Genomic DNA, 19732 nt, shown 5'->3' on the forward strand with positions numbered 1-19732 from the left:
GCTTGTTCCGGCTGACGCGGGGTGCGCCCGCGGGCTCCGGCCGACGGAGGCTCCGCCGACTTCGGGCTCCGGCCGGCCCCAGGCTCCGGCCGACGGAGGCTTCGACCGGCCTCGGGCTCGGACCGGCCTCAGGCTCCGGGTGACGGAGGCTCCGGCTGGCCCCTGGCCCCTGGCCCCTGGTGACGGAGGCTTCGACCGGCCTCAGGTCCCGGTCGGCGGAAGCTCCGCCGACTTCGGGCTCCGGCCGGCCTCGGGCGGCGGGCGACAGAGGCTGTGGCCGGCCCCCGGCCCCGGGCGGCGGAAGCTCCGAGGCTCCGGCCGGCCTACGCCGGCACCGGCAGCCCCGCCGCGTTCAGCAGATACGCCGTCATCGGCTCGTAGAACCGCGGATCCACCACGTGGTCGTCCATCGGCACGGCCACCCTCAGCGTCCCCTCCGCCTCCGCCAGGAAGAGCGCCGGGTCGTTGCTGTCCGCGTAGCCCACCGCGTCGATGCCGCGCTGCGCCGCGCAGCCCGCCCAGCCGTGGTCGGCGACGACCAGATCGGGCAGCGGGCGGCCCTCCCGGGCGAGGGCGTCGAGGACCGTGGCCATCGGCGCGGGGGAGTGCGTGTGCCACAGCGTCGCGCCGCCCTCGAAGAGGGCGACGTCCGCGAACTGGCAGACCACGCCCTCGTCCGCCCGCAGCCCGCCCGGGATCCGGACGATCTCGCAGCCCGCCGCGCGCAGCGCCTTCGCCGTCGTGTGGTGCACGTCCAGCAGGCCGCCCGGGTGGCCGGTCGCCAGCAGCACCCGCTGCCGCCCCTCGGCCGCCTTGCGCAGCAGCGCCGCCATCCGCTCCAGCCCGTCGACCGTCAGCTCCGGGTCGATCGTGTCCTGGCCCGAGCGGTGGCCGAGGTCGTCGCTGACGCCGCAGCGCTCCGCCATCACGGCCAGCACGTCCTGCTCGTCCGTCCAGCGGTCGCCCAGCTCCAGGCCCAGCCAGTGGCGCCGGTCGCCGGCCGCGAGCTTGCGGTAGTGGTCGAGGTTGTTCTCGCGCGGGGTCGCCACGGAGCCCGCGACGCGCGTACGGACAAGGTGGTCGATCAGTTCGGCACGGCTCGGTATCGGCATACGGCTCATTCTCTCCCCCGACGGCCTCGCGATGGACGTGATGTCCATATGGCGGTGCCGGATCCTTCAGTACGTACATGTGCGGAACCCGCCGCCCTGCCTACCCTCGGGTACGTCCGCAGCCGCCGCCCCGACGTTGGTCCGACCGTGACGCGTCCGTGATTTCGAGAGGCTCCCGTATGAGCACCCCCGCCACCCGTGAACCGCGCGGCCCCGTCGACTCCTCCCGGATCCCGCGCTACGCGGGCCCGGCGACCTTCGCCCGCCTGCCGCGCCTGGACGAGGTCGGCACCGCCGACGTCGCCGTGGTGGGCGTGCCCTTCGACACCGGCGTCTCCTACCGGCCGGGCGCCCGCTTCGGCGGCAACGCCATCCGTGAGGCGTCCCGCCTCCTGCGCCCGTACAACCCGGCCCAGGACGCCTCCCCCTTCGCGCTCGCGCAGGTCGCCGACGCCGGTGACATCGCCGCGAACCCGTTCGACATCAACGAGGCCGTCGAGACCATCGAGGCCGCGGCCGACGACCTGCTCGGCACCGGTGCCCGGATGATGACCCTGGGCGGCGACCACACCATCGCGCTGCCGCTGCTGCGCTCGGTCGCCAAGAAGCACGGCCCGGTGGCGCTGCTGCACTTCGACGCGCATCTGGACACCTGGGACACCTACTTCGGCGCCGAGTACACCCACGGCACGCCGTTCCGCCGCGCCGTCGAGGAGGGCATCCTCGACACCGAGGCGCTGTCCCACGTCGGCACGCGCGGCCCGCTGTACGGCAAGAAGGACCTCACCGACGACGAGAAGATGGGCTTCGGCATCGTCACCTCCGCCGACGTGATGCGCCGCGGGGTCGACGAGATCGCCGACCAGCTGCGCCAGCGCGTCGGCGACCGCCCGCTGTACATCTCCATCGACATCGACGTCCTGGACCCGGCCCACGCCCCCGGCACCGGCACCCCGGAGGCGGGCGGCCTGACCTCCCGCGAGCTGCTGGAGATCATCCGCGGCCTGTCCTCCTGCAACCTCGTCTCCGCGGACCTGGTCGAGGTGGCCCCCGCCTACGACCACGCGGAGATCACCTCCGTGGCGGCGTCCCACACGGCGTACGAGCTGACGACGATCATGTCCCGGCAGATCGCGGCCGCCCGGGGCTGACGCGACGCGCCGGGGGCGGCCGCGTCAAGGCCCCGTCAGGCCCGTGCCCTTCGGCGACAAGGGCCCGTCAGGGCGTCGGCGCGGCCCCCGCCCGGCCGGTTGGGTGAGGTGATCGTTCACCTCACCCGAAGGCCCCTGATGCTGCACCTGGCCCCTCAGCAGGACACCACCCCGCCCACCGTCGTCGGGCAGCGGCGCAGGCACCGGGCCGTCGCGGGCGGTGCCGTCGACCTCAAGCAGCTGATCGCGTCCCTGCCGGACGCCGTCCGGAAGCTGCACCCGCGGGTGATGGTCAGGAACCCCGTGATGTTCGTGGTCGAGGTCGGCTCGGTCCTCACCACGCTCTCCGCCGTGCTTGACCCCTCCGTCTTCACCTGGCTGATCAGCGGCTGGCTCTGGCTCACCGTCGTCTTCGCCAACCTCGCCGAGGCCGTCGCGGAGGGCCGTGGCAAGGCACAGGCGGAGTCGCTGCGCCGGACGCGGTCGACGATCGTGGCCCGCCGGCTGAACAGATGGCACGTGGGCCTGGATCACCGTGACTGGGAGGAGCGGGACGTCCCCGCGACCGACCTGCGCCCGCAGGACGTCGTGGTCGTCGAGGCGGGCGGCACCGTGCCGGGCGACGGCGAGATCGTCGACGGGGTCGCCGCCGTGGACGAGTCGGCGATCACGGGCGAGTCCGCGCCGGTCATCCGGGAGGCGGGCGGCGACCGTTCGGGCGTGACGGGCGGTACGACGGTGCTGTCGGACCGGATCGTCGTACGGATCACCTCCCGCCCCGGCCACACCTTCCTCGACCGCATGATCGCCCTGGTCGAGGGCACCAGCAGGCAGAAGACCCCCAACGAGCTGGCGCTGAACATCCTGCTCGCCTCGCTCACCGTGATCTTCATCCTGGCCGTGGTCTCGCTCCAGCCCATGGCCGACTGGGCGGGCGCCCCGCAGACGATCACCGTGCTGGTCGCGCTGCTGGTGACGCTGATCCCCACCACGATCGGCGCGCTGCTCTCCGCGATCGGCATCGCGGGCATGGACCGGCTGGTGCAGCGCAACGTCCTCGCCCTCTCGGGCCGTGCCGTCGAGGCCGCGGGCGACGTCAACACCCTGCTGCTGGACAAGACGGGCACCATCACCTTCGGCAACCGGCAGGCGACCGCCTTCGTGCCCGTCCAGGGGATGGCGCACGAACTCCTCGCGGACGCGGCCCAGTTGTCCTCGCTCTCCGACGAGACGCCCGAGGGCCGCTCCATCGTCGCGCTCGCCGAGCAGTACGGCATCCACCACCACAGCGGGGACTTCACCCACGGCCGCTTCGTGCCGTTCTCCGCGCAGACCCGGATGAGCGGTGTCGACTTCGCCTTCGAGGGCGACTTCCTGCGTATCCGCAAGGGGGCGGGCAACGCGGTCGTCCAGTGGGTGACCCGCCGTGGCGGCCACGTGCCCGAGGACACCCGCCGGATCGTCGACTCCATCGCGGCGGGCGGCGGCACGCCCCTGCTCGTCGCCGTCGAGGACCGCGACGGCGCCCGCGTCCTGGGCGCCGTCCACCTCAAGGACATCGTCAAGCCCGGCATCGCCGAGCGCTTCGCCGCCCTGCGCAGCATGGGCATCAAGACCGTCATGATCACCGGTGACAACCCGCTGACCGCCAGGGCCATCGCCGCCGAGGCGGGGGTCGACGACTTCCTGGCCGAGGCCACGCCCGAGCAGAAGCTGGCCCGCATCCGGGAGGAACAGGCGGGCGGCAACCTCGTCGCCATGACCGGCGACGGCACCAACGACGCCCCGGCCCTCGCCCAGGCGGACGTCGGCGTCGCCATGAACACCGGCACCTCCGCCGCCAAGGAGGCCGGGAACATGGTCGACCTGGACTCCAGCCCCACCAAGCTGATCGACATCGTCGAGGTGGGCAAGCAGCTGCTCATCACCCGCGGCGCGCTCACCACCTTCTCCATCTGCAACGACGTGGCGAAGTACTTCGCGATCGTCCCGGCGATGTTCGGCGGGGTCGCCGGCTACGAGGGCCTGGAGAAGCTCAACGTCATGGGCCTGCACAGCTCCACCTCGGCCATCGCCTCGGCGATCATCTTCAACGCGCTCGTCATCGTCGCCCTGATCCCGCTCGCCCTGCGCGGCGTCCGCTACGTCCCCTCCACCGCGCACGCGCTGCTGCGGCGCAACCTGAGCGTGTACGGACTGGGCGGCCTCGTCGCGCCGTTCGTCGGCATCAAGCTCATCGACCTGCTGCTGGAGCTCGTCCCCGGGATGTGAACCGGACGTTCACCGCGAGTTCCGGCAACCCGCCTCCCGCCCCGCACCAGGGCCTCTACCGTCGACAGCAGCCGAAGCCTGTTCGAGTCCCAGGAGGCCCGCCCGTGCGCGTCCGACCCGTCTTCGCCGCCGCCACCGCCGTGCTGACGGTGGCCGCCGGCCTGACCGTCGCCGGGCCGGCGCAGGCGCGGTCGCAGGCGGACGGCGCGTCGCGCGCCTGCTCGCCGTACGCCCGGATCGACGGGTTCTCCGACGGACTCGACAAGACGACATTCCAGGGCACGGCAGTGGGCAACCTCTCGGCGCTCGCCGTCGACCGGGACGGCACGGTCGCCGCCCTCTCCGACCGGTCGCGGCTGTTCTCCCTGGACGTACGGAAAGGGCCTACGGCCAAGCCGGTGCGGGTCGTGCCGCTGGCGGACGAGAGGGGCGCCGAGCTCGACTCCGAGGCGCTCGTCGTCGACCGCGACGGCAGCCGCCTGATCACCTCCGAGACCGAACCGTCGGTCCGCCGCTACGCCCCCTCCGGCAAGCTCCTCGGCCGGCTGCCCGTCCCCGGCGCCCTGCGGGTCGCCCCGGCCGGGCGCGGCCGGCCCAACCTCACCTTCGAGGGCCTCGCCCTCCAGCCCGGCGGCCGCACCCTCGTGGCGTCCATGGAGGCCCCGCTCACCGGCGACGGCCCGGACGCCGCCGGCCACCCGCTCGTACGCTTCCAGAGCTGGCAGCGGCACGGTGGCGGGGAATTCCGCCTCTCCCGGCAGTTCGCCTACCCCGTCGACGCGGGACTCGGCGTCTCCGAGGCGACCGCCGCGGGCGACGGCCGCCTGCTCGTTCTGGAACGCGGCTTCACGCCGGGCGCCGGCAATACGGTGCGGCTGTATGTGGCGGATCTCCGGGGCGCGAGCGATGTGAGCGCCGTCCCCGCACTGCCGGGACCGGGCCCGGGTGCGCGGCCGGTGCGCAAGACGCTGGTCGCGGACATCGGGGCGTGCCCTTCGCTGGGCGCCACGGCGAAGCAGCCGCAGCGGAATCCGCTGCTGGACAACATCGAGGGGCTGGCGGTTGTGGGGCGGGCGCCGGGCGGGCGGCTGCGCCTGCTGCTTGTCAGCGACGACAACGAGAATCCGAAGCAGGTCACTCGGCTGTACGGGGTGACGGTGCGGCTGCCGGGGGCGTAGGCGGTTTTCCTTCCCCGGCCCCGCCCCTTCCCGCTGCGTCTGATGTGCGGCTCCGCCGTGTGAGGGGCGCGTGCCCCAGGCCCCCGGCTGCGGGCCGGTTCGCCGCGTCGCGGGGGTCTGGGGGCTTGCCCCCGGTTTCGGGAAGGGGCGGGGCCGGGGAAAAAGCCCGCCGCAGGCGGCAACCGGCGACAACCCCCGCCCCCCGCCCACCCAAATGTTGCCGCGGGATGAAATCCGCAGCCCAGCGCGTTGGGCCCTCCGGAACGAGAAACGTGGGGACAGCGGGAGGTCTCGGGTGGGAACGACGGAAGTGACCGGACAAGGATGGGCCAGGCGCCTGGCAGGACACTGCTGGCGCTACCGCCGCACCGTGCTGCTCGCGCTCGGGTCCTCCCTCGTCGGCATGGCCGTCATGGCCCTCGTCCCCCTCATACCCAAGCTGATCATCGACGACGTCATAGGCGCCCAGGACCGCCCGCTGGCGCCCTGGGCCACGCTGCTGATCGTCGCCGCGGTCGTCGTCTACGGCCTCACCTACCTCCGCCGCTACTACGGCGGGCGCCTCGCCCTCGACGTCCAGCACGACCTGCGGACCGAGATGTACGCGTCGATAGCCCGGCTCGACGGCAGACGCCAGGACGAGCTCTCCACCGGGCAGGTCGTCGGCCGCGGCACCAGTGATCTCCAGCTGGTGCAGAGCCTGCTGTTCATGCTGCCGATGATGATCGGCAACATCCTGCTGTTCCTGATCTCGCTGGCCGTCATGGTCTTCCTCTCGCCGCTGCTCACGGTCATCGCCCTGGCCGTCGCGCCGGCGCTGTGGTTCCTGGCGAAGCGCAGCCGCGTCAAGCTCTTCCCGGCCACCTGGTACGCCCAGGGCCAGGCCGCCGCGGTCGCGGGCGTCGTGGACGGCGCCGTCACCGGCGTACGCGTCGTCAAGGGCTTCGGCCAGGAGGCGCAGGAGGCGGGGAAGCTGCGCGAGGTCAGCCGCAGGCTGTTCGCCGGGCGGCTGCGCACCGTGCGGCTCAACTCCCGCTACACCCCGGCCCTCCAGGCCGTACCGGCCCTCGGGCAGGTCGCCATGCTGGCCGTCGGCGGCTGGATGGCCACGCGCGGCCAGATCACCCTCGGCACCTTCGTGGCCTTCTCGACCTACCTCTCGCAGCTCGTCGGGCCCGTCCGGATGCTCACCATGATGCTGACGGTCGGTCAGCAGGCCCGCGCCGGAGTGGAGCGCGTCTTCGAGCTCATCGACACCGAGCCGGTCGTCGAGGAGCGCCCCGGCGCCCACACGCTGCCCGAGGACGCCCCGGCCACCGTCGAGTTCGACGGCGTCACCTTCGGCTACGACCCCGACCGGCCTGTCCTCGCGGACTTCTCCCTGCGCATCGAGCCCGGCGAGACCGTCGCCGTCGTCGGCGCCTCCGGCAGCGGCAAGTCCACCGTCTCGCTGCTCCTGCCGCGCTTCTACGACGTCACCGCCGGCGCGGTCCGGGTCGGCGGGCACGATGTGCGCGATCTGACGCTGCCCTCGCTCCGGGCGGCCATCGGGCTCGTGCCGGAGGACAGCTTCCTCTTCTCCGCCTCCATCCGCGACAACATCGCCTACGGGCACCCCGACGCCACCGACGAGGAGATACGGGCCGCCGCGCGCGCCGCGCAGGCCGACGGCTTCATATCCGCGCTGCCCGACGGCTACGCCACGGAGGTCGGCGAACAGGGCCTCACCCTCTCCGGCGGCCAGCGTCAGCGCATGGCCCTCGCCCGCGCCATCCTCACCGACCCCCGCCTGCTGCTCCTGGACGACGCGACCTCCGCGGTCGACGCCCGCGTGGAGCACGAGATCCACGAGGCTCTGCGCGGCGTCATGGCGGGCCGTACGACCCTCCTCATCGCCCACCGCGCCTCCACCCTGGCGCTCGCCGACCGCATCGCCGTCCTCGACGGCGGCCGCCTCGCCGACATCGGCACGGCGGAGGAGCTGGAGAGCCGCTGCGCGCTCTACCGCGAGCTGCTCACCGACCCCGAGGAACTGGCGGGCGTGCCGAAGGACCCCGCGGGCCTCGCCCCGGCCGACGGACCCCTGGCCCTCGCGGGCGCCTTCGGCGGGGAGGCGGCGGCCACCGGCCTCGCGGATCCCGTGGCGACCGCGCCCCGTGCCGGGCGCCGGGTCGTCGACGGCGTCACGCCGTCCCTGTGGGTCCGCAAGGACACCGGTGAGAGCCCCGACATCGCCGGGATGCCCGCCACCCCGGAGCTGCTCGCCAAGGTGGCCGCGCTGCCGCCCGCGGACGACACCCCCGACGTCGACGAGGAGCGCGCGGCCCGGCCCGAGGAGTCGTACGGCCTGCGGCAGTTGCTGCGGGGCTTCGGGGCGCCGCTCGCGCTGGGCCTGCTGCTGGTGGTCGTGGACGCGGTGGCGGGCCTGCTGCTGCCCATCCTGATCCGGCACGGCATCGACCAGGGCGTCCAGCGCATGGCCCTCGGCGCCGTCTGGGCCGCCTCCGGTCTCGCGCTGCTCGTCGTGACCGGACAGTGGGCCGCGCAGGTCGCCGAGACCCGGCTGACCGGCCGCACGGGCGAACGCGTGCTCTACGCCCTGCGCGTGAAGATCTTCGCCCAGCTCCAGCGGCTCGGGCTCGACTACTACGAGCGCGAGCTCACCGGCAAGATCATGACCCGGATGACGACGGACGTGGACGCCCTGTCGTCCTTCCTCCAGACCGGCCTGATCACCGCCGTCGTCTCCGTCCTCACCTTCTTCGGCATCCTCGTCGCCCTCCTCGTCCTCGACGTCGAGCTGGCCCTGGTCGTCTTCGCGACCCTGCCGCTGCTGGTCGCCGGCACGGTGATCTTCCGCAGGAAGAGCGTCAAGGCGTACGAGCTCGCCCGCGAGCGCGTGGGCTTCGTCAACGCCGACCTCCAGGAGAGCGTCGCCGGGCTGCGCGTCGTGCAGGCGTTCCGCCGCGAGGAGACCGGCGCCCGGCGGTTCGCCGAGCGCAGCGACGGCTACCGGCAGGCGCGGGTGCGCGGCCAGTGGCTGATCTCGGTCTACTTCCCGTTCGTCCAGCTGCTGTCGTCCGTCGCGTCCGCGGCGGTGCTGATCGTGGGCGCGGGCCGGGTGAGCGACGGCACCCTGACAGCGGGCGCGCTGGTGGCGTACCTGCTCTACATCGACCTGTTCTTCGCGCCCGTGCAGCAGCTGTCGCAGGTCTTCGACGGCTACCAGCAGGCGACGGTCTCCCTCGGCCGCGTGCAGGGGCTGCTGCGCGAGCCCACCACGACCCCGGTGGCCGCCGAGCCGCGCGAGGTGCGGGAGCTGAGCGGCGCGATCGCCTTCGACGGCGTGCACTTCCACTACGGCGACGGGGAACCGGCGCTGACCGGCATCGACCTGACCATCCCCGCCGGGCAGACGGTCGCGTTCGTCGGCGAGACGGGCGCGGGCAAGTCCACGCTCGTCAAGCTGGTGGCGCGGTTCTACGACCCGTCCTCCGGCGCCGTCCGGGTCGACGGCCACGACCTGCGCGAGCTCGACCCCACCGGCTACCGGCACCGCCTCGGCGTCGTCCCCCAGGAGCCCTATCTCTTCCCCGGCACGGTGCGCGACGCCATCGCGTACGGACGCCCCGATGCCAGTGACGCCGAGGTCGAGGCCGCGGCCCGCGCCGTGGGCGCGCACGGGATGATCGCCGGGCTGGAGGACGGCTATCTGCACCGGGTCACCGAGCGCGGCCGCAATCTCTCCGCCGGACAGCGGCAGTTGATCGCCCTGGCCCGCGCGGAGCTGGTCGACCCGGACATCCTGCTCCTGGACGAGGCCACCGCCGCGCTCGACCTGGCGACGGAGGCACTGGTCAACCAGGCCACGGAACGGCTGGCGGGCACGCGCACGACCCTGGTCGTCGCCCACCGCCTGACCACCGCGGCCCGCGCCGACCGCGTGATCGTCCTCTCCCGCGGCCGCGTGGCGGAGGACGGCACGCACGACGAACTCCTCGCGCTGGACGGGCACTACGCCCAGCTGTGGCGCACGTTCACGGGGGCGACGATCGCGGCGTGAACGGCGGCGGCCACGGCGGGCCTGGCGGTCCGCCGTGGCCGCCGCCGTCGGAAGAGGCTGTCGGAAGAGGCTCAAGACAAACACCTGTCCACCCCGGTAAGTTCGCCGCGACCTATGCGAACCCAAGGGGAGGGCGAATGCGCAAGGTACTCAGATGGCTGTTGGCGCTGACGGTGCTCATGAGCACCGTCAGCCTCGGGGCGGCGGCCACGGCCACCGCCGCGAGTCCGGATCCGGACATCAAGCAACGCATCCTCGGCATCCCGGGGATGCACTTCCTGGAGGAGCGGCCTTACCAGGACTACCGCTATCTCGTCCTGAGCTACGACCAGCCGGTCGACCACCGGGACCCGTCGAAGGGCACGTTCCAGCAGCGCTTCACCCTGTTGCACAAGTCCGTCGACCGCCCGACGGTGTTCTTCACCTCCGGCTACAACGTCAGCACCACCCCCGGCCGCAGCGAGCCCACCCGCATTGTCGACGGCAACCAGGTGTCGCTGGAGTACCGGTTCTTCACGCCGTCCCGCCCGCAGCCCGCGGACTGGTCCAAACTCGACATCCGGCAGGCGGCCGAGGACCAGCACCGCCTCTTCGCGGCGCTCAAGCCCGTCTACACCAAGAACTGGCTGGCCACCGGCGGCAGCAAGGGCGGCATGACGGCGACCTACTACCGCCGTTTCTTCCCGCACGACATGGACGGCACCGTCGCCTACGTCGCGCCCAACGACGTCAACAACGACGAGGATTCGGCGTACGACCGCTTCTTCGCGAACGTCGGCGACAAGGCGTGCCGCGCGCAGCTCGGCTCCGTGCAGAAGCAGGCGCTCGTCCGTCGCGACGAGATCGTCGCCCGCTATCAGAAGTGGGCCGACGCCAACGGCAGGACGTTCAAGGTCGTCGGCAGCGCCGACAAGGCGTACGAGAACGTCGTGCTCGACCTGGTGTGGTCGTTCTGGCAGTACCACCTGCAGAGCGACTGCGCGTCCGTGCCCGCGACCGATGCCTCCACGGACGACCTCTACACGTTCGTCGACACCATCTCGGGCTTCGACTCCTACACCGACCAGGGCCTGGAGAAGTTCACGCCGTACTACTACCAGGCGGGCACCGAGCTGGGCTGGCCCACGGTCAAGACCCCGCAGCTCAAGGGCCTGTTGCGGTACCCCGGCGTCAACGTCCCCCGGGCGTACGTCCCGCGGGACATCCCGATGCGCTTCCACCGCGGTGTGATGGCCGACGTCGACCGCTGGGTCCGCAAGGACAGCGAGCGGATGCTCTTCGTCTACGGCCAGAACGACCCGTGGAGCGGTGAGCCCTTCACCCTCGGCAGGAACGCGGCGGAGCGCCACGACTTCCGCTTCTACGCCCCCGGCGGCAACCACGGCTCGAACATCGCCCAACTCGTCGCCGACGAGCGGGCGAAGGCCACGGCCGAGGTCCTCCAGTGGGCGGGCGTCGCGCCCAAGGCCGTCCAGCAGGACCCGTCCCACGCCAGGCCCCTCGCGCCGTACGACGCGAAGCTCGACCGCCCGGTCGTCGACCGGCAGCAGAGCCTGCGCCCGTAGCGGCGCCCCTCAGGGCAGGCGGCGGGCGCACCCGACGGGTGTCCCGCCGCCCACCCGCACATAGAGTTCCGTCGCCGGCGGGCACGCGTCGCGCGTGGTGACCTCGTCGGTCACCCGGTACTCCGGCGCGTGCGCCCCCGAGCCGTCGCACGCGGTCTCCTTCACCACCCCGTCCCGCTGGGCGTAGACGCAGTCGCCGGTCACCGTCAGCGGGCCGCCGCCCTGCCCCGGGTCGCCCGGGTGCGGTGGCCGGAGGCCGCGCATGCAGGCGTAGCCCTCCGGCGAGCTGTCCTCCTCCGAGTCGCCGTGGTCGACCGCCGCGACGCGCAGGACGAAGTCCGTCGCGGCCGGGCAGCGCGGGCCGTTCGCCTGCGGGCCGTTGTAGCGGGCGAGGACCCGTGCGGTCGCGCGCCGGTCCGCGCAGTCGACCTCCGTGAACGACTGCCCGCTCCCGCCCGCGCACGCGTCCTCGGCCAGGAACGCCGGCCTCTCGCCGGAGGAGGACGGCGAGGGCGTGACGACCGCGCCGGTCCGCTGCGGCGCGTGGCAGCCGGACAGCGCCGCCTGCCCCGCGAGTCCCATGAGTGCGAGCAGCGCGCCCGGCAGAGCGCGATGGCGCATGTCGTCCCCCGTCCGTCCTCCTGTGCGCTCCAGCGTGCTCCCCAAAACCGGCGCGCGCCAGCCGCGCGGGGCGCGTACGGAAGGAGGGAACGGAGCGTGTGCGGGGCGCGCTGTACGGGCCGTACGCGGGCGTGTGCGGCCCTCGTCCGCGCTGTCAGGGCCGGTCGTTGGCGCCGCCGGCGCGTTGACAGGGGGGTGCGCCGGCGGCGGTGCTGTCGGGACGCAGGCGGCGGAGAGGGTGAGTCAGCGACGCGGTCTGCGGCGTACGCCGATACCGCACTGCGATGCCCCGACGGCAGCACGCCCCTTGGACGGACCGGGCCTCCGGGCGGTTCCGTACGGGGCGGATGTCAGCCGTGCGCGCGCCGTCTGCCGCCGAGCCGTGTCGGGAGCCGCCGGGTGAGCAGCCGCGCGCGGGGGGCGAGCCGCCGGGCCATCGCGAACACCGACTCCGTGCGCGAGCGGTCGGAGTCGAGCACGGTGAAGAGGTTGACCCCGAGATAGAACGTGATCGCCGCGTTGGCCAGGTCGCGCGGCGGCGTCAGCCGGGCCAGCGGTGTCCCCCCGATGACCCGCTCCAGGGTCTCCTCGACGAAGGAGATCCACGGCTCCGCCCGCACCTTGATCTCGTCCCGCAGCTCCGGCTTGGCGACGGCGGCGGCGACGAGCTCGGAGAAGAGCGTGAGGTGTCCGGCCTCGACGTCGTGCCGGTAGACGCGGGTGCCGGCCTCCACGAGGTCCTCAAGGGTGCGGCAGTCGGTGACGGCGTCGGAGAGGACGTCCATCCGCTCGGCGGAGGACCGGTCGAGCGCGGCGAACAGCAGCGGGTCGACACCGCCGAAGTGATAGAAGATCAGCGCCGAGTTGACCCCGGCCTCCTTGGCGATCGTCCGGGCGCTGGACCTGCCGTAGCCCTGCGTCCTCAGCACGGTGCCCGCCGCGCCGATCAGCCGTTCCTTGGTGTCCTCCACCGCCATGTGCAGCCCTCTCGCCAGGGCTGATCATACGGTTCGGGCGGTGGCCGGGGCCGGGCGCGCCCGGCCTGGGGGCTCATGGCGCGGCGGCGGCCAGCAGGCCCTCCAGATAGGCCCGCCCCGGGCCCATCAGCTGGACGAAGTCCGTGGCCTCCGGGTGCCACCGGCGCTCGTACTCCCAGCACAGCCACCCGTCCCAGCCCGCCCGGCCGAGGACGTCCACGCAGGCGCCCAGCGGCAGCGAGCCCGTGCCCAGGGGCAGCGGGGCGGTGTCGTCGGCCGAGGCTACGTCCTTGAGCTGGACGTAGCCCAGGTGCGGGGCGAGCGCCGGGAAGCTGACGGCCGGGCTCTCGCCGCCCAGCCAGGTGTGGAGGACGTCCCAGAGCGCGCCGACGTTGGGGTGGCCCACGGGGCCCAGGACGCGTGCGGTGTCCTGGGCCCGGCGATGGGAGTCGTGGGTCTCCAGCAGGACGTGGACGCCGAGGTCCGCCGCGAGGGGCGCGACCGCGCCGAGGCGCCGCGCGGCGTCCGCGTCCGCCTCCTCGACGGGACGGTCGCCGCCGCCCGGGAAGACGCGGACGTACCGCGCGCCGACGTCGCCCGCGAGCCGGATCAGCCCGTTCAGGCCGTCGAACACGGCATCGTCCGGCTCCTGGCCGGCCACCCGTACGTAACCGGCGACGCCCAGGATCTCCACCCCCTCGCCGGCGAACAGCGCCGCCGTCGCGGCCCGCTCGCGCGGACCCGTGGCCGGGTGCAGGGGTTCCTCCGGGTGGGCCCGCAGTTCGACACCGTCGTAGCCGTGCGCGCGGGCGAGACCGGCCACCTCCGGGAGGGGCGTTCCGGGCACTCCGAGTGTGGAGAAAGCGAGTTTCATGGGGAGCGGGTTCCCCGGCGGCGTCCGGGAAATGCTTCCCGTACGGCAGAAGGGGGTGACCGGAACGGACACCAGAGCCTTACGGATAGCCATGAACGGTGTCACCGGACGCATGGGACACCACCAGCACCTCGTCCGCTCGATCCTCGCCCTGCGCGAGGAAGGCGGCATCGAGGCGGGCGACGGCACCCGGCTGTGGCCGGAACCCGTCCTCGTCGGCCGCAGCGAACACAAGCTCAGAGCACTCGCCGGGCGCTACGGACTGGACGCGTGGACGACCGATCTCGACACCGTCCTCGGCGACCCGGCGATCGACATCTACTTCGACGCGCAGGCCACCACCGCCCGCGAAGGCGCTGTGCACAAGGCCATCGACGCGGGCAAGCACGTCTACTGCGAGAAGCCGACCGCACTCGACCACAGCGGAGCCCTCGTCCTCCACCACCGGGCCGTCCGGGCGGGCGTCAAGCACGGCGTCGTGCAGGACAAGCTCTTCCTCCCGGGCATCCGCAAGCTGAAGCGGCTGCTCGACAGCGGCTTCTTCGGCCGGGTGCTCTCGGTGCGCGGGGAGTTCGGCTACTGGGTCTTCGAGGGCGACTGGCAGCCCGCCCAGCGCCCCTCCTGGAACTACCGCGACCCGGACGCCGGCATCACCGCCGACATGTTCCCGCACTGGGAGTACGTCCTGCGCGAGCTGTTCGGCCCCATCCGGTCCGTACAGGCGCACATGGCCACGCACATTTCGCGCCGCTGGGACGAGCGGGGCCTGCCGTACGAGGCGGCCGCCGACGACGCGGTCTACGCGATCCTGGAACTGGAGGGCGGGATCGTGGCCCAGCTCAACTCCTCCTGGGCGGTGCGGGTGCACCGCGAGGAGCTGCTGGAGTTCCAGGTCGACGGCACCGAGGGCTCGGCCGTCGCGGGCCTGCGCAACTGCCGCGCGCAGCACCGCTCCGCCACCCCGCGGCCGGTGTGGAACCCCGACCTCCCGGTGACCGAGGACTTCCGCGCGCAGTGGCAGGAGGTCCCGGACAACGGCAACGCGGGCGAGGACACCAACGCCTTCAAGGCGCAGTGGGAGCTCTTCCTGCGCCACGTCGCCCTGGACGAGCCCTGGCACTTCGGGCTCGACGCGGGCGCGCGCGGCGTACGGCTCGGGCTGCTCGCCCGGAGCTCCGCCCGGGACGGCCGCAGGCGGGTGCTCGCGGTGTCCGGTCCCGAGGAGCGGGAGGGGGCGGCCCCGTGATCCGGCTCCCCGACGCGTCCGGCGCGCTGCGCCCGTACGAGCCCCGCAAGCCCCCCGCGCAGCCGGTGGCGCCGGGCGGCCCACCGGTCTCCCGCACGTTCTTCGCCGCCGCCCACGTCGTCGCCGACCCCTGCGGCAACACCACGCCGTACGGCCCCGCCGACCTCGACTGGGACGCCACCCTCGCCTTCCGCCGCCACCTGTGGGCGCACGGGCTGGCCGTCGCCGAGGCGATGGACACCGCGCAGCGGGGCGCGGGCCTGGACTGGCCGCGGGCGGCGGAGCTGATCCGGCGCTCCACGGCCGAGGCGCGGGCCGTGGGCGGCCGGATCGCGTGCGGGGCGGGCACCGACCACCTCACGCCGCCGTACGGCACGCTGGAGGACGTCACGGCGGCCTACGAGGAGCAGCTGGACGTGGTGGAGGCGCACGGCGCCCAGGCCGTCGTCCTGGCCTCCCGGGCGCTCGCGGCCGTCGCCACGGGACCGGACGACTACCGGGAGACGTACGGGCGGCTGCTGAGCCAGACGTCGGGGCCGGTGATACTGCACTGGCTGGGCCCGGTGTTCGATCCCGCCCTGGAGGGTTACTGGGGCAGCGACGACCTCGACGGTGCCGCGCGGACGCTCCTCGACATCGTCTCCGCCCACCGGGAGAAGGTCGAAGGGGTGAAGGTCTCGCTGCTGGACGCGGGCCGCGAACGGGCCCTGCGCAGGCGGCTGCCCGCCGGGGTGCGCTGCTTCACCGGCGACGATCTGCACTATCCCGAGCTGATCGAGGGGGACGCGCACGGCCACAGCGACGCGCTCCTCGGGGTGTTCGACCCGCTGGGGCCGCTCGCCGTGGACGCCGCGCGCAGGCTCGACTCCGGTGACCGGCGGGGCTTCCGGGAGCGGCTGGACCCGGCGCTCGCTCTGTCCCGGCACCTCTTCGAGCCGCCCACGCGCGCGTACAAGACCGGAGTCGTCCTGCTGGCCTGGCTCGCGGGCCACCAGGAGCACTTCACGATGGCCGCCGGCCAGCACGCCGCGCGCTCCCTGCCGCACCTCGCGCGGGCCTACGAACTGGCCGACGGACTCGGCCTGTTCCCCGACCCGGAGCGCGCGGAGGCCCGGATGGCGCGGCTGCTCGCGCTGCACGGGGTGGGCCCGTGACGGGGCGGGCGCGGTGCGGCCTCGAGCGGTTCAGCCTCAACCAGCAGACCGTACGCCAGTGGTCCCTGCCCGAGCTCGCGGCGGGCTGCGCGGCGGCCGGGGTGCGTCAGGTGGGGCTGTGGCGCGGGCCCGTGCGGGAGTACGGCGTGGCGGCGGCCGCCCGGCTGGTGCGGGACGCCGGACTGGCCGTCAGCAGCCTGTGCCGGGGCGGCTTCCTGACCGCCGCCGACCCGGCCGGCCGGACCGCCGCGCTGGCCGACAACAGGGCGGCCGTCGAGGAGGCGGCCGCCCTGGGCACCGGCACGCTCGTGCTGGTGGCGGGCGGCCTGCCGCCCGGGTCCCGGGACCTGCCGGGGGCGCGCGAGCGGGTCGGCGCCGCGCTGGCCGAGCTCGGGCCGTACGCGGCCGGGCTCGGGGTCCGGCTCGCGATCGAGCCGCTGCACCCGATGTTCGCCTCCGACCGGTGCGTCGTGTCGACCCTGCGTCAGGCGCTCGACCTGGCCGAGCGGTTCCCGGCCGGCCAGGTGGGCGTGGTGGTCGACACCTACCACCTGTGGTGGGACGACGCCGTGGCCGGGCAGCTCGCGCGGGCCGGGGAGGGCGGCCGGATCGCGGCCTTCCAGCTGGCCGACTGGGTCACCCCGCTGCCGGAGGGCGCGCTGCTGGGCCGGGGGCAGCTGGGCGACGGCTGCGTGGACCTGCGGTGGTTCCACGAGCGGGTCGGCGCGGCCGGCTACCGGGGGCCGGTGGAGGTGGAGATCTTCCATCGGGGGCTGTGGGCGCGGGACGGCGGGGAGGTCCTGGCGGAGGTGCTGGACCGCTACGAGCGGCACGTGCTGGGGGTACCGACGGTAACGGGCGGCTGATCGTTCCCTGTTCGCGTAACGGAACGATAACTCCTTGAAGCCGGTGCAACCCTTTGGCCGCCGGCGGGGTCGTATCTTGCATCGGGCTTCCTGGGGAGGGATCCGGGGGGATTTCGGAGGAAGCCGGTTGTGGGGGGCGCCCGAGGGGCCCGGTCGTCGGACCGGGCCCCTCGGCTTGTCTCCGCTCGTCCCTTCTCGCTCCCGCGGAGTTATCCACAGCCCCGAACGCCTGTCGCACCCCGGCGGTACCGTCGGGTCATGGTGAACATGGCAGTGGTCGAAGGGGTCCTGGAGCGGATCACCTACGCCAATGAGGAGAGCGGCTATACGGTCGCCCGCGTCGACACCGGCCGCGGCAGCGGCGATCTCCTCACGGTCGTCGGCTCCCTGCTCGGCGCGCAGCCGGGGGAGTCGCTGCGGATGGAGGGCCGCTGGGGCTCCCACCCGCAGTACGGCCGCCAGTTCACCGTCGAGAACTACACCACGCTGCTCCCCGCCACCATCCAGGGCATCCGCCGCTATCTGGGCTCCGGCCTCATCAAGGGCATCGGCCCGCGCATCGCGGACCGCATCACCGAGCACTTCGGCACCGACACCCTGGACGTCATCGAGCAGGACCCCAAGCGGCTGATCGAGGTCCCCGGCCTCGGCCCCAAGCGGACGAAGATGATCGGCGCCGCCTGGGAGGAGCAGAAGGCCATCAAGGAGGTCATGGTCTTCCTCCAGGGCGTCGGCGTCTCCACCTCCATCGCCGTGCGGATCTACAAGAAATACGGCGACGCCTCCATCTCCGTGACCCGCCATCAGCCCTACCGGCTGGCCGCCGACGTCTGGGGCATCGGCTTCCTGACCGCCGACCGCATCGCCCAGGCCGTCGGCATCCCCCACGACAGCCCCGAGCGCGTCAAGGCCGGTCTGCAGTACGCCCTTTCCCAGTCCACCGACCAGGGGCACTGCTATCTCCCCGAGGAGAAGCTGATCGCCGACGCCGTCAAGCTCCTCCAGGTCGACACCGGGCTCGTCATCGACTGCCTCGCCGAGCTCGCCGGCGACGAGGAGGGCGTGGTCCGCGAGCGCGTGCCCGGCCCGGACGGCCGGCCCGTGACCGCCGTCTATCTCATCCCCTTCCACCGCGCCGAGCTCTCCCTCGCCGGCCGGCTGACGCGGCTGCTGCGGGCCGAGGACGACCGGCTGGCGGCCTTCCGCACCGTGGAGTGGGACAAGGCGTTGGCCTGGCTCGCCGACCGCACCGGCGCCGAACTGGCCCCCGAGCAGGAGCAGGCGGTGCGGCTCGCGCTCTCCAGCAAGGTCGCCGTCCTCACCGGCGGCCCCGGCTGCGGCAAGTCCTTCACCGTGCGGTCGGTGGTCGAGCTGGCCCGCGCCAAGAAGGCCAAGGTCGTCCTCGCCGCGCCCACGGGGCGGGCCGCCAAGCGGCTCTCCGAGCTCACCGGCGCCGACGCGTCCACGGTGCACCGGCTGCTGGAGCTCAAGCCCGGCGGTGACGCCGCGTACGACGCCGACCGGCCGCTGGACGCCGATCTGGTGGTGGTCGACGAGGCGTCCATGCTCGACCTGCTGCTGGCCAACAAGCTCGTCAAGGCCGTGGCCCCGGGCGCCCACCTGCTGCTCGTCGGCGACGTCGACCAGTTGCCGTCCGTGGGCGCCGGAGAGGTGCTGCGCGACCTCCTCGCGCCCGGCAGCCCCGTCCCGGCCGTGCGGCTGACCCGCATCTTCCGGCAGGCGCAGCAGTCCGGCGTGGTGACCAACGCCCACCGCATCAACTCCGGCGTGCGGCCCATCACTCAGGGGCTGGCCGACTTCTTCCTCTTTCCCGAGGAGGACACCGAGGAGGCGGGCCGGCTCACCGTGGAGGTGGCGGCGCGCCGCATCCCCGCGAAGTTCGGCCTCGACCCGCGCCGCGACATCCAGGTGCTGGCCCCCATGCACCGCGGCCCGGCCGGCGCGGGCAACCTCAACGCCCTGCTCCAGCAGGCGATCACCCCCGCCCGGCCCGACCTGCCGGAGCGCCGCTTCGGCGGCCGCGTCTTCCGCGTGGGCGACAAGGTCACCCAGATCCGGAACAACTACGAGAAGGGCGAGAACGGCGTCTTCAACGGCACGGTGGGCGTGGTCACCGCCCTGGACACCGTCGAGCAGCGCCTGACGGTGCGCACCGACGAGGACGAGGAGGTCGGCTACGACTTCGACGAGCTCGACGAGCTCGCCCACGCCTACGCGGTGACCATCCATCGGTCGCAGGGCAGCGAGTATCCGGCGGTGGTGATCCCGGTCACCACGGGCGCGTGGATGATGCTCCAGCGCAATCTCCTCTACACCGCCGTGACCCGGGCGAAGCGCCTGGTGGTCCTGGTGGGCTCCCGCAAGGCCCTCGGCCAGGCCGTCCGCACCGTTTCCGCAGGCCGCAGATGTACGGCCCTGGACCACCGGCTCGGCGCCGGCCCCGGCGGACGTGATGCGGACGGCATTCCTTCCCAGACGGTTTACCAACCGGGGCGAACGGGGCAGTATGGCCAGGCTGGGCGGCACTGAGTGCCGTCTTTAGGCCCTATGGCCGACCCCGAGTGCACGTGCATCGTCCAAATGGGGGAAGGTAGGGGTAGTCAGGGCACCTCGAAGAAGAGGCACAACGTCGG

13 protein-coding genes are annotated in these 19732 nt (G+C 73.3%); 9 read left to right on the forward strand and 4 right to left on the reverse strand.

All coding sequences use genetic code 11. The features are described from left to right. Window positions 1–323: 323 nt before the first annotated feature. Window positions 324–1112: a phosphatase gene (locus ACH427_RS07260; protein WP_398868425.1), complete on the reverse strand. Its 789-nt coding sequence runs from the start codon at window positions 1110–1112 to the stop codon at window positions 324–326. 179 nt (window positions 1113–1291) lie between these two features. On the opposite strand from ACH427_RS07260, the gene speB reads away from it, so the two are divergent. From speB to ACH427_RS07285, 5 genes are all read left to right on the forward strand, one after another. After that, window positions 1292–2263, forward strand: a complete 972-nt coding sequence (gene speB, locus ACH427_RS07265) for an agmatinase (protein ID WP_398868426.1) — start codon at window positions 1292–1294, stop codon at window positions 2261–2263. A gap of 138 nt (window positions 2264–2401) precedes the next feature. After that, window positions 2402–4534 carry a potassium-transporting ATPase subunit KdpB gene (kdpB, locus tag ACH427_RS07270; RefSeq protein ID WP_398868427.1) on the forward strand — a complete coding sequence of 711 codons (2133 nt, stop codon included), beginning with the start codon at window positions 2402–2404 and terminating at the stop codon, window positions 4532–4534. Window positions 4535–4638: 104 nt separating this feature from the next. Continuing rightward, entirely contained in the window at window positions 4639–5712 is a 1074-nt protein-coding gene (locus tag ACH427_RS07275; RefSeq protein WP_398868428.1) for an esterase-like activity of phytase family protein, read from the forward strand. Window positions 5713–6007: 295 nt separating this feature from the next. Then, window positions 6008–9775 (forward strand): ABC transporter ATP-binding protein, encoded by a 3768-nt coding sequence (locus tag ACH427_RS07280; RefSeq protein ID WP_398868429.1) that lies wholly within the window; start codon window positions 6008–6010, stop codon window positions 9773–9775. 137 nt (window positions 9776–9912) lie between these two features. Beyond that, on the forward strand, window positions 9913–11340 hold the full coding sequence (locus ACH427_RS07285) for a S28 family serine protease (RefSeq protein ID WP_398868430.1): 1428 nt from the start codon (window positions 9913–9915) through the stop codon (window positions 11338–11340). A gap of 9 nt (window positions 11341–11349) precedes the next feature. Here ACH427_RS07285 and ACH427_RS07290 read toward each other — a convergent pair whose 3' ends face one another. The 3 genes from ACH427_RS07290 to ACH427_RS07300 form a co-directional block, all read right to left on the reverse strand. After that, the gene (locus tag ACH427_RS07290; RefSeq protein WP_398868431.1) at window positions 11350–11961 is read right to left on the reverse strand and encodes a hypothetical protein; all 612 of its coding nucleotides are present in this window, start codon (window positions 11959–11961) and stop codon (window positions 11350–11352) included. Window positions 11962–12311: 350 nt separating this feature from the next. Further along, window positions 12312–12938, reverse strand: coding sequence for a TetR/AcrR family transcriptional regulator (locus tag ACH427_RS07295; RefSeq protein WP_398868432.1), 627 nt, complete (start codon window positions 12936–12938; stop codon window positions 12312–12314). Between the two features lie 73 nt (window positions 12939–13011). Beyond that, on the reverse strand, window positions 13012–13812 hold the full coding sequence (locus ACH427_RS07300) for a sugar phosphate isomerase/epimerase family protein (protein ID WP_398868433.1): 801 nt from the start codon (window positions 13810–13812) through the stop codon (window positions 13012–13014). 91 nt (window positions 13813–13903) lie between these two features. On the opposite strand from ACH427_RS07300, the gene ACH427_RS07305 reads away from it, so the two are divergent. The 4 genes from ACH427_RS07305 to ACH427_RS07320 all read left to right on the forward strand — a co-directional run bounded on the left by ACH427_RS07305 (window position 13904) and on the right by ACH427_RS07320 (window position 19628). Beyond that, window positions 13904–15058 carry a Gfo/Idh/MocA family protein gene (locus ACH427_RS07305; RefSeq protein WP_398868434.1) on the forward strand — a complete coding sequence of 385 codons (1155 nt, stop codon included), beginning with the start codon at window positions 13904–13906 and terminating at the stop codon, window positions 15056–15058. Next, a complete protein-coding gene (locus ACH427_RS07310; protein WP_398868435.1) occupies window positions 15055–16212 on the forward strand; it encodes a dihydrodipicolinate synthase family protein in 1158 nt (385 codons plus the stop codon). The genes ACH427_RS07305 and ACH427_RS07310 overlap by 4 nt, the downstream gene beginning before the upstream one ends. Beyond that, window positions 16209–17078: a sugar phosphate isomerase/epimerase family protein gene (locus ACH427_RS07315; RefSeq protein ID WP_398868436.1), complete on the forward strand. Its 870-nt coding sequence runs from the start codon at window positions 16209–16211 to the stop codon at window positions 17076–17078. The genes ACH427_RS07310 and ACH427_RS07315 overlap by 4 nt, the downstream gene beginning before the upstream one ends. Before the next feature lie 258 nt (window positions 17079–17336). Beyond that, window positions 17337–19628 (forward strand): ATP-dependent RecD-like DNA helicase, encoded by a 2292-nt coding sequence (locus tag ACH427_RS07320; RefSeq protein ID WP_398868437.1) that lies wholly within the window; start codon window positions 17337–17339, stop codon window positions 19626–19628. Window positions 19629–19732: the final 104 nt, after the last annotated feature.

Origin of the sequence: Streptomyces sp. NPDC020379, from assembly GCF_044387105.1 — a bacterium.
GTDB lineage: Bacteria > Actinomycetota > Actinomycetes > Streptomycetales > Streptomycetaceae > Streptomyces.